Source organism: Tateyamaria omphalii (assembly GCF_019802125.1).
Taxonomy (GTDB): Bacteria; Pseudomonadota; Alphaproteobacteria; order Rhodobacterales; family Rhodobacteraceae; genus Tateyamaria; species Tateyamaria omphalii_B.
Genome location: NZ_JAHVHT010000002.1, coordinates 192,813 through 206,478 on the forward strand (window position 1 = coordinate 192,813; position 13,666 = coordinate 206,478).

14 protein-coding genes are annotated in these 13,666 nt (G+C 62.2%); 9 read left to right on the forward strand and 5 right to left on the reverse strand.

Translation table 11 applies throughout. The annotated features are described in order from the left end of the window. Positions 1-40 precede the first annotated feature (40 nt). Genes ilvD through KUV51_RS09935 form a run of 4 tightly spaced genes read left to right on the forward strand, consistent with a single transcriptional unit; the run spans position 41 to position 3,638 of the window. Positions 41-1,804, forward strand: a complete 1,764-nt coding sequence (ilvD, locus tag KUV51_RS09920) for a dihydroxy-acid dehydratase (protein ID WP_222521478.1) — start codon at positions 41-43, stop codon at positions 1,802-1,804. Continuing rightward, positions 1,785-2,429: a hypothetical protein gene (locus KUV51_RS09925; RefSeq protein ID WP_222521479.1), complete on the forward strand. Its 645-nt coding sequence runs from the start codon at positions 1,785-1,787 to the stop codon at positions 2,427-2,429. Before ilvD ends, KUV51_RS09925 begins: the two co-directional genes overlap by 20 nt. Positions 2,430-2,479: 50 nt before the next feature. Beyond that, positions 2,480-3,253 carry a DUF6478 family protein gene (locus KUV51_RS09930; RefSeq protein WP_222521480.1) on the forward strand — a complete coding sequence of 258 codons (774 nt, stop codon included), beginning with the start codon at positions 2,480-2,482 and terminating at the stop codon, positions 3,251-3,253. A gap of 13 nt (positions 3,254-3,266) precedes the next feature. Then, positions 3,267-3,638, forward strand: a complete 372-nt coding sequence (locus KUV51_RS09935; protein ID WP_222521481.1) for a hypothetical protein — start codon at positions 3,267-3,269, stop codon at positions 3,636-3,638. Here KUV51_RS09935 and KUV51_RS09940 read toward each other — a convergent pair. Genes KUV51_RS09940 through KUV51_RS09950 form a run of 3 tightly spaced genes read right to left on the reverse strand, consistent with a single transcriptional unit; the run spans position 3,635 to position 6,625 of the window. After that, on the reverse strand, positions 3,635-4,618 hold the full coding sequence (locus KUV51_RS09940; protein WP_315898812.1) for a substrate-binding domain-containing protein: 984 nt from the start codon (positions 4,616-4,618) through the stop codon (positions 3,635-3,637). The two genes, KUV51_RS09935 and KUV51_RS09940, sit on opposite strands and share 4 nt — an antisense overlap. Then, a complete protein-coding gene (locus tag KUV51_RS09945; protein WP_222521482.1) occupies positions 4,615-5,970 on the reverse strand; it encodes a sensor histidine kinase in 1,356 nt (451 codons plus the stop codon). Before KUV51_RS09945 ends, KUV51_RS09940 begins: the two co-directional genes overlap by 4 nt. Beyond that, on the reverse strand, positions 5,960-6,625 hold the full coding sequence (locus KUV51_RS09950; RefSeq protein WP_222521483.1) for a response regulator transcription factor: 666 nt from the start codon (positions 6,623-6,625) through the stop codon (positions 5,960-5,962). Before KUV51_RS09950 ends, KUV51_RS09945 begins: the two co-directional genes overlap by 11 nt. Before the next feature lie 104 nt (positions 6,626-6,729). Here KUV51_RS09950 and KUV51_RS09955 point away from each other — a divergent pair, with 104 nt between their 5' ends. The 5 genes from KUV51_RS09955 to KUV51_RS09975 all read left to right on the forward strand — a co-directional run bounded on the left by KUV51_RS09955 (position 6,730) and on the right by KUV51_RS09975 (position 11,870). After that, positions 6,730-7,713 (forward strand): Bug family tripartite tricarboxylate transporter substrate binding protein, encoded by a 984-nt coding sequence (locus KUV51_RS09955; protein WP_222521484.1) that lies wholly within the window; start codon positions 6,730-6,732, stop codon positions 7,711-7,713. Between the two features lie 142 nt (positions 7,714-7,855). Then, positions 7,856-8,350: a tripartite tricarboxylate transporter TctB family protein gene (locus tag KUV51_RS09960; RefSeq protein ID WP_222521485.1), complete on the forward strand. Its 495-nt coding sequence runs from the start codon at positions 7,856-7,858 to the stop codon at positions 8,348-8,350. Positions 8,351-8,354: 4 nt separating this feature from the next. Next, positions 8,355-9,869 (forward strand): tripartite tricarboxylate transporter permease, encoded by a 1,515-nt coding sequence (locus KUV51_RS09965; RefSeq protein WP_222521486.1) that lies wholly within the window; start codon positions 8,355-8,357, stop codon positions 9,867-9,869. Next, the gene (locus KUV51_RS09970; RefSeq protein WP_222521487.1) at positions 9,859-11,091 is read left to right on the forward strand and encodes a CaiB/BaiF CoA transferase family protein; all 1,233 of its coding nucleotides are present in this window, start codon (positions 9,859-9,861) and stop codon (positions 11,089-11,091) included. Before KUV51_RS09965 ends, KUV51_RS09970 begins: the two co-directional genes overlap by 11 nt. Further along, positions 11,088-11,870 (forward strand): citryl-CoA lyase, encoded by a 783-nt coding sequence (locus KUV51_RS09975; protein WP_222521488.1) that lies wholly within the window; start codon positions 11,088-11,090, stop codon positions 11,868-11,870. The genes KUV51_RS09970 and KUV51_RS09975 overlap by 4 nt, the downstream gene beginning before the upstream one ends. Here the strand turns inward: KUV51_RS09975 and KUV51_RS09980 are convergent. Together KUV51_RS09980 and KUV51_RS09985 are read right to left on the reverse strand one after the other, a co-directional pair. Then, positions 11,867-12,634: an SDR family oxidoreductase gene (locus KUV51_RS09980; protein WP_222521489.1), complete on the reverse strand. Its 768-nt coding sequence runs from the start codon at positions 12,632-12,634 to the stop codon at positions 11,867-11,869. The two genes, KUV51_RS09975 and KUV51_RS09980, sit on opposite strands and share 4 nt — an antisense overlap. After that, positions 12,635-13,666: a zinc-dependent alcohol dehydrogenase gene (locus tag KUV51_RS09985; RefSeq protein WP_222521490.1), complete on the reverse strand. Its 1,032-nt coding sequence runs from the start codon at positions 13,664-13,666 to the stop codon at positions 12,635-12,637. It lies immediately after the preceding gene.

The following is a 13,666-nucleotide window of genomic DNA, read 5'->3' on the forward strand; positions in this document are numbered from 1 at the left end:
GGCTATTGCAGTCCAGACGCTTTTTCGGGGGAGACGCCAGATGCTCAAAGGCAAGTTCGACAAGTCCAAGCTACCCAGCCGGCACGTGACCGAAGGGCCCGCACGCGCGCCGCACCGGTCCTACTATTACGCCATGGGCATGACGGAGGAAGAGATTCACCAGCCTCTCGTCGGCGTCGCCACCTGCTGGAACGAGGCCGCCCCCTGCAACATCGCGCTGAACCGTCAGGCGCAATCGGTGAAGATGGGTGTGAAATCTGCGAGCGGCACCCCCCGCGAATTCACCACCATCACCGTCACCGACGGGATCGCGATGGGGCACGAGGGCATGCGCTCGTCGCTGGCCTCGCGCGAGGCCATCGCCGACACGGTCGAGCTGACCATGCGCGGCCACTGCTATGACGCCATCGTCGGCCTTGCCGGCTGCGACAAGTCCCTGCCCGGCATGATGATGGCGATGATCCGTCTGAACGTGCCCTCCGTCTTCCTTTATGGCGGGTCGATCCTGCCGGGCCGCGCGCCCGTAGGTGCCAAGGTACCCGAAGCCTACGCCAACCGCGATCTGACCGTTCAGGACATGTTCGAAGCCGTTGGCCAGCAGCAAAGCGGCGCGATGACCGAGGCCGAGCTCGACATCCTTGAGCGCGTGGCCTGCCCCTCCGCCGGTGCGTGCGGCGGCCAGTTCACCGCCAACACCATGGCTTGCGTGTCGGAAGCCATCGGCCTTGCCTTGCCCAACTCTGCCGGTGCCCCCGCACCCTACGAGAGCCGCGACCAATACGCCGAAGCGTCCGGCGCCGCAGTCATGCGACTGATCGAAAAGAACATCCGCGCGCGTGACATCTGCACCCGCGAAGCGTTCGAAAACGCAGCCCGCGTCGTGGCCTGCACCGGCGGCTCCACCAACGCCGGTCTGCACCTGCCCGCCATGGCGCACGAGGCCGGGATCGACTTCTACCTCGACGACGTCTGCGAAATCTTCCGCGACACACCCTATTTCGTCGACCTGAAACCCGGCGGCCAATACGTGGCCAAGGACATGTACGAGGCGGGCGGCATCTATGTGGTGATGAAGGAACTGCGCAAGGCAGGCCTGATCCACGAGGATTGCATCACCGCCACCGGCAACTCCATCGGCGAGGAACTGGACAAAATCAGCCTCGAAGCGGATGGCCGCGTGATCTACCCCATCGAAACCCCGATCACCAAGACGGGCGGCGTCGTGGGCCTCAAGGGCAATGTCGCCCCTGAAGGTGCCATCGTTAAAGTCGCTGGCATGGAAGCGCAGCACCAGATCTTCACCGGTCCGGCCCGCGTCTTCGAATGCGAACAGGACGCCTTCGAGGCAGTCCAGAACCGCACCTACGAAGAAGGCGACGTGTTCGTCATCCGCAACGAAGGGCCCTCGGGTGGCCCCGGTATGCGTGAAATGCTGGCGACCACGGCGGCCCTGTCCGGCCAAGGCATGGGCAAGAAGGTGGCGCTGATCACCGACGGCCGCTTCTCCGGCGCGACACGCGGCTTCTGCATCGGCCATGTCGGCCCCGAAGCAGCCCATGGCGGCCCCATTGCCCTGCTGAAAGATGGTGACGTGATCACGATCAACGCGATCGAAGGCACGATCAACGTCGACCTGACGGACGAGGAACTGGCCGAGCGTAAAGCCAACTGGTCCGGCCCCCGCGAAAACATCTATGCCTCGGGCGCGCTGTGGAAATACGCGCAGCTTGTGGGTGAGACTTACAAAGGCGCGGTCACGCATCCCGGCGCAAAGGCGGAACGGCATGAGTACTGGGACCTCTAAGGGGGTTCTGCTCGGCACGCTGTTACTTGGCCTCGCGGCATGCGAGGACTTCGGAGCATTCGATCTGGGCGGGACCGGGCAGAACCATGCCTTGAGCAATGCACAACTTGGCGGCGGCGTGATCAAACTGATGCCTCCGCCGGGTTTCTGCGTCGACAAGCGCAGCCTTCAACGCAGTTTTGCCATCATGGCGCGCTGCGACACCCTCGGTGGACAGTTGACGACCGAAGCGCCGCTTGCAGTGATCACTGCAACCACGGTCGAAGTCGAAGACGCAGCGCGGATCAGTACGTCCGGTTTCGAAAACGCCTCGGAAACCGTGCTGCAACGCTCGGACGATGGCACCCTGGCTCTTGTACAAGTCAAAGGTACACCACCCGGCGCGGACATGCGTGACACCTACTGGCGTGGTGCTGCACGCGTCGGAAATCTGGTGCTTGGTCTGACGGCCTATGAAGGTGCAAACAGTACAGAGCTTGACCAAGGGGCACCAAACCTTCTGAAGCAAATTCTGGAGCGGACCCAGGAACAATCCATCGTGGCCGCCGTGTCACCCCAAGACAATTCTGCAACGCAACCGCCCAAACAGGCGCGTGGCGGCTTTCTCGCGGGTTTATTTGAGTGAAACCTTTGGCATAGATAACGCACCGGCACACTGAACCGGCGCAGGGGCACATGGCAGGCAAGCGTACTTCATTCATCGACAGGCTCGCGCACAAGCGAACGATGCGACGCTGGGCACGCGCTGCGCGCAACGCGGATGAAACAAAGCTTTCCGAATTGCGCGGCCTGCGCTCTGCTGCGCGACTGTTGCGCAGCCACCTTGATCGGCTGATCCACCGGGCCGACGAACGGCTTGCCCTACCGGCGATCGGGTCCACCGCCTTTCCGCGCCCACACAATGCCGATTGGTTTTGGCGGCCCGAGCTGTGGCGCGGATCGCTCAAAACACCCGGCATGTCGTCGGTCCAAACGAAATCAATGCTGGGCAATGAGGTTACTCTGTTCCACGATTGTGAATTCAGCGAGTTGACCCTTCGCCAGTTGCGGAACCTGAGGGAAGAGGACCTTGCGCCTTATGGCGTCCGGCTCGACGTGTTCAAGTTTGACGGGTCATTCCTGTCGCTCGTCGTGGATCTGCCCGAAGATGCCGTCAGCGGGCTCACCAAAAATCACCTGGTCGGCATGAACACGATTGTCGAGATGGAAAAACCGCTGGAAATCTTTGCAAGGCTCAACGTCCGGCATGGACCGAACACCGAGCAAATTGTCCGTGAATTGCCGCTGAACGAACAGGACGTGACCGTCGAATTCGACCTCGCCTATTCGAAACTGAATGAGAAACGGGTTGAACGAGCCTGGATCGACCTGATCTTTGAAGGGCCGGAAATGAACCAGGTCACGCTGCGCGATCTGACCTTCTCGCGCCGCCCGCGCGCCGCGCTGTGATGAAAGGGAAAGCATGAGCACACTGACCCTCACTCCGACCAAGATGCGCCACGGGATCTGGCAAGGCGTGATCCAGCAGAATGGCACCGGGGTGCCGCAGATCAAGGTGACGCATCTCGATAAGGACGTGCCCGACGTGCAAGTCACCGAGCAGGGGGAAGACAGCCAGTGGCTGCTGCAAATCCCCGTCCCGGCCGAGGCTATTGCCGATGGCGTTCAGGTCTTTGTCATCACGGACGCGACCGACGACGAAAAGCTGGGCGACTTCACCCTGATCGCAGGCGAGGCTTTGGGCGACGATATCCGCGGCGAAGTGGCCCTTCTGCGCGAAGAGCTGGACATGCTCAAACGCGCCTTCCGCCGTCACTGCGTCGAAACAACCTAGCGCAGCAACGCCGACCCCCACGCCTCCAGAAACAGCGCCCGCTTCAACCGGTCCAGGTAGACCAGCAGACCGGGATCCAGGCTGACGACATCCAACGCTTGGGCATCCGCCGGGTCAATGGAAGGCAAGGGAAAACCCGGGCGTTCCTGCATCGCCCATGCGCCGGAGGTAAGATAGCGCACCAAAGCCTCGGCCGTCTCTCCCACATCCGTTGTATCCAGAACCAACGCAGTCCGCATCATCGTCGTTGCGAAATCCTCCGGCGTGATGATGGCCAGCTTGTCCAGCGTCTCGGGCCGGGTCTGGGTGTAGCTGCCCAAGACGTTGTACGCGACGTACAATTCGCCCGACGCCAGATCGTCGATCATGTCACCGGAACAGCAATAAAGCTGCGCATTTAGGTTTCCAAACACTTCCATCAACCGCCAAAAGGTCTCGGACGTACGGGCATCCTGCGTGGCGTACAAATATCCGAGCCCGGAAAGACGCACATCATAGGTGCCAAGTCGCCCACGGAAATGATCTGGCTCGGCCCTCAAAATCTCGATCAACGCCTGTCGCGTCGTGGGCATGTCACGCCCGGCAAAAGCGGCACGGTTGACCACGATCGTCGCTGGCTCCTGCGTGAAGCCGAACACGCTTTGCCGCCATTGAGTTCCACCGGTGCGGACCAGACCAGGTAACCGCCGCGCAAGCCCGTCGTTGGCGAGCTTCAATTGCAAATCCATTGCGCTCGAAATCACGACATCAAAGCAATCGGGACACTCCGCAATCAGAGTTACAATGTCCGCCGATGCCGCCACGGCATAGTCGACCGACACGGTCGGATTGCGCGCCATGAACCCCTCAAGGATTGGTGCAAAAATGTCGGTATCCGTGCTCGACAAGACACGCAGCGTCAAAGCACCTTCGCCTTGGAAGATCTGGCGATCCTCCAACTCTGCGGCGGAGAGGGCACTGGCCCAAAGCCAAGCGATCACAAATATAAAGTTGCGCACGCCCCGCCCCTGTCCACATTCACCAACTCCAACCGCCCGCCATGCGCTTCAGCCACATCCTGTGCAATGGTCAGGCCCAATCCAGACCCGACCGTATCACCCGCATTTGCCCCGCGCTGAAAGCGCTGCGACAGCTCTGCTATCTGAGCCTCCGGAAATCCTGCGCCTTCGTCACAGACAATGACTGCGACCGGATCAGCCTGCACCTCGATCCGCACGGCACCTTCAGGCGGCGAATACTTCAGCGCGTTGTCGATCAGGTTGCGCACGGCATTCTGGATCAGGATCGGATCGGCCTGCACAACGACGGGTCCGTCGGCCCGCAATACCAGTTCCAGATCCTTCATCTCGGCCACCGGGGTCAGCCGATCCACCAACTCGCGGCAAATCCCAACCAGATCGACCGCGCTCCGCTCCATCTGATCGCCGCGAAACGTAACCATGGCATGATCCAAAAGCTGCCCAGCTGCGCGGCTGCTTTCGTCGATGGCGCGTATCATGGACCGCAAAGCAGCCCGGTTCTCGTCCCGATCCACCCGCATCAGCGTCGCCTCTGCATGGGTGCGCACGGTGGCAAGCGGCGTCCGCACCCGGTGCGCCGCCTCGGCAATAAAGGTTTCCGACTGCGTCAGCGACGCACTCAGCCGTGTCATCAGGGAATTGAGGGACGTCACAAGCGGCGACAATTCGGTCGGCACCGCCCTCACCACGGGTCGCAAGTCCCTCGGCCCCCGCCGCGCCACAGCCTCCGCCATCTGGCTCAGCGGCCGCATGGTGGACCGCGACGTCCACAGCGCCATCCCCGCAGCCAACACAAAAAACGCCCCGCCGAACAGCGCGGCGTTGACAGAAATCGCCCAAAGCGTACCAGCCAGACTGTCGCGCGTCTGTGCCACACTCACGGTCAGCATCACAGGCGCCGGGCTCGCGGGCAGCACCCGCGTCAGCTGTGCCAGCCTCACATCAATTCCCGCAAATCCAACCGTATCGAATGCAGGGCGGGCCATCGCAACAAACGGCCCGTCGACCAGGCCATCGTACCCAGTCAGCAACTCCGCGCCCTGATGGATGGCATAAAACACCCGATCATCAGCCGCCGTGTCCAACATGGCAAAGGCGGCATAAGGAACGTCCACCTCCACCTGCCCCTCGCGCACCACGGCGGCATCCATAAGCGAGGTCAGCGACGCCTCGAGAATCCGGTCCTGCCCCTGCTGCGCGATCTGTTGGGCGTAGGTGCGGACGACCAGGTAGAACAGCACCGCCAACACCGCCGCCCCACCGATCAAGGTCCAGGTCAGCCGACGGCGCAGGGATGTCGCCCTACCCCTCATCCAACCGGTACCCCAAACCCCGATGGGTCGAAATGGTCAGGCTCGATGGCTCCAGATGCTTGCGCAGCCGCCCCACATACACCTCGATCGCGTTTTCGGTCACCGTCCCGTCATAGGAAAACAACCGATCCACCAGCTTGTCCTTGGAAAAGATCTGGCCCGGCGCATTCATGAACAACTCCAAGAGCCGCAGCTCCCTATTGCGCAAGGTCACCTCGGCCTCTCCAATGGTCAGAACAGACGCCACCGGATCCAACGCCGCATCGCCACGCCGAATGACCGTCTGCGCCGACCCGGTCCTGCGGCGCAAAACAGCCCGACAGCGCGCCTGCAACTCGGCATGATCAAACGGCTTGGTGAGATAGTCATCAGCCCCCAGATCCAGCATACTCACCCGGTCCGACACCTCCGACCGCGCGGTCAGCACGATGACCGGAGTGTCCCCTTCCTGCGCGCGGTGGCGCTCCAGAAAGGCGCGCCCGTCACCATCGGGCAGCATGATGTCCAGCAAGATCAGATCGTACTCCCCGACGCTCAAAAAGTCCGATCCTTCAGATAATGTACGCGCATGGTCAATCACATGCCCATCTAGACGCATCCGGGTACACAGCGCCCCCGCAAGTTCGGCATTGTCCTCGATCAGCAGGTATTTCATCCGATCCGCCCAAGCTGCGATGCCATGACAGGTTTATGTCAGGTTCGCATGTTTTGACGGCAGCATTCGCGCGAAATCGTGCGAAGTCAAATGGGAGGACACCAATGAAAACATTGGCAATGGGCCGCAGGGCCCTGCTTGGCGCAGCTATGGCATTTGGCCTGGGCGGCACAGCATTCGCAGACGGCCACCAGGTCGTCGACAGCATCCACTTCCTGATCCCCGGCGGCGCCGGTGGCGGTTGGGACGGCACCGCACGCGGCACCGGTGAGGCGCTGACAAATGCGGGCCTCGTGGGCACCGCATCCTTTGAAAACATGTCGGGTGGCGGCGGCGGCAAGGCCATCGGCTACCTGATCGAAAACGCCGACAGCAACCACGGCACGCTGATGGTCAACTCGACCCCCATCGTGATCCGCTCTCTCACAGGCGTGTTCCCGCACAACTTCCGCGACCTGACGCTGGTCGCTGGCACCATCGGTGACTACGCGGCCATGGTCGTGGGCAAAGACAGCCCAATCAACTCGATGGAAGACCTGCTGGCCGCCTATGACGCGGACCCCAACAGCACCGCCATCGGCGGCGGCTCCGTCCCCGGCGGCATGGACCACCTCGTGGCGGCCATGGTGATGGAAGCTGCGGGCAAGGACGCGCTGGGCGTGAAGTACATCCCCTATGACGCGGGCGGTAAAGCCATGGCGGCACTCCTGTCCGGCGAAATCGCAGCGCTCTCCACCGGCTTCTCCGAAGCAGTTGATCTGGCCAATGCAGGCGAGGTCAAAATCATCGGCGTGACAGCACCCGAGCGTGTGGACGCGGCCCCCGATGCCATGACCATGAAAGAGCAAGGGATCGACACCGAGTTCGTGAACTGGCGTGGTTTCTTCGGCGCTCCGGGCCTGCCCGAAGACAAGCTGGCGATGTACCAGGATGCGCTTGCCAAGATGTACGACACCCCCGAGTGGGAAACCGTGCGTGCACGCAACGGCTGGGTCAACATCCACAACAACGGGGACGAGTTCAAAGCCTTCCTCGAAGATCAGGAACAGGTCATCGGCGACCTGATGAAGAAGCTCGGCTTCCTCTGATCTGATCGGACTTGGGTGTGGGGCTCGGATGGTCCCACGCCTGCCCAAACGGGCAAAATCCGTTAAGATTAAGTTAAATTAGCCCTTTTCTTCAATGAAATCAGGGTTGTCCCCGCGGGGACAGATCAATCGGGGGGACATCATGGCACTCGACCGCTGGATCGGACTGATCCTTTTGGGCATCTTCGCCGCCTACGGCTACGCCGCGTGGTTCACCATGGATGGCAGCCTTGCCCCCTTCATGCGGCGCAACCCCATCTGGCCCTCGACCTTCCCCAAGGTGCTGAGCGTCATGGGCATCATCGTCGGTCTGATCATCGTGCTGGGTCTCGAAAAATCCGACAAGCCGCGCGAGGAAAACCCCTCCGTCATCGTCTACCGCCAGCTCAAGGAATTCAAACTCGGACAGGCGGGCCTGCTCCTCGGCCTCATGGTCGCCTACGCCCTGCTCCTGCGCCCCGCCGGGTTCATCATCGCCACCGTCGGCTTCCTTGTCATGGGCTCCGTTATCCTCGGCGAACGCCGCTGGATCACGATGATCGTCGTCGCGGGCATCGCAACCGGCGTCGTCTGGTATCTGGTGCAGGTCGTGCTTGGTATCTTCCTGCGCCCCCTGCCAGCGTTCATGGGGGTGTAAGGACATGCTCGAAGGTATCATGATCGGCCTGCAAACGGCCTTCTCCATCCAGAACCTGCTGATGGTCATCGGCGGCTGCCTGATCGGCACATTCATCGGCATGCTTCCGGGCCTCGGGCCGATGTCGATCATTGCGATCATGATCCCCGTCGCCATCTCGCTCGGCGACCCCTCCGCCGCGCTCATCCTGCTCGCAGGTGTCTACTACGGCGCCATCTTTGGCGGCTCGACCTCCTCCATCCTGCTGAACGCGCCGGGGGTCGCGGGCACGGTTGCGACCAGTTTTGACGGCTACCCCATGGCCCGAGACGGCAAGGCGGGCAAAGCGCTCACCATCGCCGCCATCGCGTCCTTCTGCGGGGGCTCCATCGGGGCGATCCTGCTCATGATCTTTGCGCCGATGCTGTCGTCGGTGGCGCTCCTCTTTCACTCCGCCGAATACTTCGCGCTCATGGTTGTGGGCCTCTCGGCCATCGCCGCCTTCGCGGGCACAGGTCAGGTGGCCAAGGCCATCATGATGACCCTCCTCGGCCTCATCATGGCGACCGTGGGCGAAGGCGCGCTCTTCAACATGCCGCGCTTCACCATGGGCTTGATGGACCTGCAGTCGGGCTTCGCCTTCATCACACTCGCCATGGCGATGTTTGCCCTGCCCGAAGCGCTGTATCTGGTGATGGACCCCAGCCGGTCCAAAACTGGTCAGTCAGGAGACATCAAGGATCTGCGGATCACTAAGGACGAGGCGAAATCCATTGCGCCAGTCGTTGGCCGCCAGTCCCTTCAGGGCTTCTTCATCGGCGTCCTGCCCGGCGCAGGGGCCACCATCGCCTCCTTCCTCGGATACGCGGTCGAACGCAACATCGCGCCCGAGAAAGAGAAGGAGCAGTTCGGCAAGGGCTCCATCAAAGGTCTCGCCGCGCCGGAGACGGCCAACAACGCCGCCTGTACCGGCTCGTTCGTACCGTTGCTGACGCTCGGCATCCCCGGCTCCGGGACCACGGCGATCCTGCTCGGCGCGCTGATCGCGTTGAACGTCACGCCGGGTCCACGCTTGATGGTAGACGATCCGCAGATCTTCTGGGCCGTCATCATCTCGATGTACATCGGCAACCTGGTTCTGCTGATCCTGAACCTGCCGCTGATCCCCTACATCGCCAAGATCCTCGCGGTGCCGCGCAACTTCCTGATCCCCTTCATCCTCTTCTTCACGCTGATGGGGGCGTATATCGGGCAGAACAACGCGACCGAACTGCTGCTGCTCGTCGGCTTCGGCATCTGCGCCACGATCCTGCGTTTTGCCGACTACCCGCTGGCACCGCTGCTGATCGGCTTCATCCTTGGTGGGATGCTTGAGGACAACTTCAGTCGGTCCATGCAGCTGTACGATGGCATCAGCTTCATCTGGGAGCGTCCCATGACGCTGGGTCTCTTGGTCATCGCGTGCCTTCTGGTCATCCTACCCAGCTACCGCGCGCGGCGTGCGCGTGCACGGGCAGCCGGAGTGGCGGATGGGGATTGATCCCGATGGGGGCGGCGGGGTGGAACCCCGCCCTACCCCGTTGAGTGGAGTCCGGGTTCTTGATCTGACCAACGTTCTGGCGGGGCCGTTTTGCTGCCACCAATTGGCACACATGGGCGCCGAAGTGATCAAAGTCGAGGCGCCGGGGCGTGGCGACCTTGCGCGGCAACTAGGGGCCGATCCCGAGCTGAATGCGAAGGGGATGGGCGTGTCATTCCTTGCGCAGAATGCCGGGAAAAAGTCGGTCACGGTGAACTTCAAGCATCCCGACGGTAAGGCGCTGTTTCTGCGGCTGGTCGAGACGGCGGATGTGGTCGTGGAAAACTTCCGACCCGGTGTGATGGATCGATTGGGACTGGGCTATGAGGTTCTGAAAGAACACAAACCCGATCTGATCTACTGCGCCATCTCGGGCTTTGGGCAGGACGGACCTTGGGTGGATCGCCCGGCTTACGACCAGATTGTGCAGGGCGTTTCGGGCGTCATGTCGATCACCGGAGATGGCGACAGCGCACCCCTGCGCGTCGGCTATCCGGTCGCGGACACGGTGGGTGGGATGACGGCGGCCTTTGCCGTGGCAGCCGCGCTGAACGCGCGTCCCCGCGGGGCGTTCATTGATTGTTCGATGCTTGAAAGCGTGCTCGCAACCATGGGGTGGGTTGTGTCGAACCACGTGATTGCCGGGGTGGAGCCAGCAGCGAACGGGAACGAGAACCCAACCTCTGCCCCCTCGGGGACATTTCGGACGGGCGATGGGTTGATCAACATTGCGGCGAACAAGGACGAGCAGTGGGTTTTACTGACAGACTTTCTTGGGTTGGCGGCGCTGCGGGATCAGTCGGAGTACCGCACGAGGGATGATCGCAAACGGAATCGTATGGAGTTGCGGGCTGAGATTGAAGACGCGCTGGCGGATCGGTCGGCTCGGGACTTGGCAAAGGCGTTGAATGCCATTGGTGTGCCTGCCGGAGCAGTAATGTCCGTGCCCGAAGTGCTGTCGCATCCGCAGGTTGCGGAGCGCGGGTTGATGACACACTACGCAGACGTGCCCGGTGTGGGGCGCGACATTGAGGTCGTGAACACTGGGGTGAAATTGGATGGGGTGCCACTGACCGTTGCGACGCCGCCGCCACAGCTTGGGGAACATGCGGACGAGATTTGGGGCGCGTTGGGATTGAGCGCGGAAGACATTGCCGCGCTGGTGGACAAGGGGGCGATATGAGCGACGTTTCGGACTGGTGGTCCACCGACATCATCGACATGGCGCCCGGGCAGATCCGGATGCGCGGGCATCCGATTGAAGAGCTGATCGGCAATGTCAGCTTTCCGCAGATGATCTGGCTGATGGTACGGGGGGACGTGCCATCAGATGCACAAGCTAAACTGTTCGAGGCGGCGCTGGTCGCCGCTGTGGATCATGGGCCGCAAGCGCCTTCCATTGCTGCAGCGCGGATGGCGGTGACGTGCGGATTGCCGTTGAATGGTGCGATTGCATCGGCGGTGAACATGCTGGACGATGTGCATGGCGGCGCCGGGGAGCAGGCGGTGGACTTGTACCACCGCGTTGAGGCTTCGGACGCGCCGCTACCGGAGGTATTGGATGCGTGGCGGGCGGAGCATGGCCCGTTCCTGCCGGGCTTTGGGCATCGGTTTCACAAACCGGTTGATCCGCGCGCGCCGCGCCTTTTAGCGCTTGTCGATGATGCCAATGCATACGGCACCGTATCTGGACGTTATACTGCGGTGGCGCGCAGCATTGAAAAGGCGTTGGCCGCAGAAAAAGGCAAGCCCGTGCCGATGAACATCGACGGGGCGACGGCGGTTATTTTTGCCGAATTGGGTTTTCCCGCGCCCTTGGCGCGCGGGCTTTTCTGCCTGTCTCGGTCGGTTGGCATCCTGTCCCATGCTTGGGAGCAGCAACAGCAGGGTGGCCGGAACAAAGGGCCCACCCCACCCGGCTATCGCTGGACCTATACCGGGCCCAATCCCATCGGCGACTAGCGGCCCATCCACCCACCATCGACCAGCATGACGTGTCCGTGCATATAGGCCGAGGCGTCGGAGGCGAGGAAGACGGCGGGGCCTTTGAAATCCTCGGGTTTGCCCCAACGGCCCGCAGGAATACGCTCTAGTATGGATTTGGAGCGCACGGGATCGTTGCGCAGCGCTTCGGTGTTGTCGGTGTCGATGTAACCGGGGGCGATGGCGTTGACGTTGACGCCTTTGCTGGCCCATTCATTGGCAAACGCCATGGTGAGTTGCCCGATCCCGCCCTTGGAAGCGGCGTAGCCGGGCACCGTGATCCCACCCTGGAAGGTGAGAAGGGAAGCGGTGAAGATGATCTTGCCCGACCCGCGCTCGACCATGGTTTTGCCGATCTCGCGGGTGAGGATGAACTGGGCGTTCAGGTTCACCTCGATCACTTTGTCCCACATGTCGTCGGGGTGATCTGCGGCGGGGGTGCGCAGGATGGTGCCCGCGTTGTTGATCAGGATGTCGATCTGCGGGTGGTCCGCAAGCACCTGAGCCGCGAAGGCCTTGACCGCCCGGCGATCAGAGAAGTCGCAGGCGTAGGGCGTGAATGTGCGCCCCATCGCTTCGACGCTTTGCTGCACGTCGGAGCCGGGCGCGAGCGTCGCACTGACGCCGGTGATGTCGGCGCCTGCTTCGGCCAGTGCCTCGGCCATGCCGCGACCGATGCCGCGTTTAGCGCCGGTGACTAGGGCGGTTTTGCCGGTCAGGTCGAAGGTGTTGAGAACGGACATTTACAGACCCTCCGTCACGCGGATCATGGATTTCATGGCGTTGGGGTTTTCAGTGAGGTTTTTGAAGGCGCCTTCGATGTCTTCCAAACCTTGGATGTCGGTGATGAAGGCGTCGCAATCGACGACACCTTTCGCGAGCAGATCCATGGCTTTGTCGTAATCCTCGGGCCGGTAGACACGGGCTCCGATCAGGTCAAGCTCACGCCAGAAGAATTGGAACATGTCGATCTGGGGTTTGGTGGCATGGATGGCGACCATGACAATACGCCCGCGTGTGGCGGCAGCAGCGGTCATCAGGTCGACGCCGGGTTGGCTGCCGGACACTTCGAAGACGACGTCAGCGCCCTTGCCGCCCGTGGCCTCGTGCATGGCTTTGGCGACGTCGGTGGTTTTGGGGTCCATGGTCGTGAACCCAACCTTCTGAGCAAAGGCGAGGCGGTTGTCGTTGATCTCGGCCACGGTCACGTTCGCGCCCGCGTCCCGCGCGGCCATGGCGACCAACATGCCGATGGGGCCGCCGCCGATGACAAGCACATCTTCGCCCGGCTGGACCTTGCCCCGGTCGACGTCATGGACGGCCACGGCGAGGGGTTCGATGAGGGCGGCATGGGCGAGATTGAGGTCCTTGGGGAGGATATGGACGGTGTGGGCGGGGACGTTCCATTTCTGCTGGAAGGCGCCATCGCTGTCGATGCCGATGAATTTGAGGTTGTGGCAGATGTGCTGGTGACCAGCGTCACAGGCGGGGCAGTTACCGCAGTGATCGAGCGGGCGGACGACGATGGGTTGGCCGGGTTCGAAACCATCGACACCCTCACCTACGGCAGAGACCACGCCCGACATCTCGTGCCCGATGGTGCGTTCGAACCCGACGCGCGCGTCCATGTGACCGAGATAGATATGAAGGTCGGTCCCGCAGATGCCGCAATAGGCCACGTCGATTTGCACCTGGCCTGGGCCGGGCGCGGGTGTTTCGACCGCCTCGACCGTGAAGTGCTTGTCGCCGCGGTAGAACGCTGCCTGATGCGTCAT

Excerpts from the sequence above, each read along its gene's own strand:
- KUV51_RS09960 (WP_222521485.1), top strand. The coding sequence starts at position 7,856 with ATGGCACTCGACCGCTGGATCGGACTGATCCTTTTGGGCATCTTCGCC.
- ilvD (WP_222521478.1), top strand. The coding sequence starts at position 41 with ATGCTCAAAGGCAAGTTCGACAAGTCCAAGCTACCCAGCCGGCACGTG.
- KUV51_RS09985 (WP_222521490.1), bottom strand. The coding sequence starts at position 13,666 with ATGACGCATCAGGCAGCGTTCTACCGCGGCGACAAGCACTTCACGGTC.
- KUV51_RS09970 (WP_222521487.1), top strand. The coding sequence starts at position 9,859 with ATGGGGATTGATCCCGATGGGGGCGGCGGGGTGGAACCCCGCCCTACC.
- KUV51_RS09975 (WP_222521488.1), top strand. The coding sequence starts at position 11,088 with ATGAGCGACGTTTCGGACTGGTGGTCCACCGACATCATCGACATGGCG.
- KUV51_RS09950 (WP_222521483.1), bottom strand. The coding sequence starts at position 6,625 with ATGAAATACCTGCTGATCGAGGACAATGCCGAACTTGCGGGGGCGCTG.
- KUV51_RS09980 (WP_222521489.1), bottom strand. The coding sequence starts at position 12,634 with ATGTCCGTTCTCAACACCTTCGACCTGACCGGCAAAACCGCCCTAGTC.
- KUV51_RS09965 (WP_222521486.1), top strand. The coding sequence starts at position 8,355 with ATGCTCGAAGGTATCATGATCGGCCTGCAAACGGCCTTCTCCATCCAG.
- KUV51_RS09955 (WP_222521484.1), top strand. The coding sequence starts at position 6,730 with ATGAAAACATTGGCAATGGGCCGCAGGGCCCTGCTTGGCGCAGCTATG.
- KUV51_RS09925 (WP_222521479.1), top strand. The coding sequence starts at position 1,785 with ATGAGTACTGGGACCTCTAAGGGGGTTCTGCTCGGCACGCTGTTACTT.
- KUV51_RS09945 (WP_222521482.1), bottom strand. The coding sequence starts at position 5,970 with ATGAGGGGTAGGGCGACATCCCTGCGCCGTCGGCTGACCTGGACCTTG.
- KUV51_RS09935 (WP_222521481.1), top strand. The coding sequence starts at position 3,267 with ATGAGCACACTGACCCTCACTCCGACCAAGATGCGCCACGGGATCTGG.
- KUV51_RS09930 (WP_222521480.1), top strand. The coding sequence starts at position 2,480 with ATGGCAGGCAAGCGTACTTCATTCATCGACAGGCTCGCGCACAAGCGA.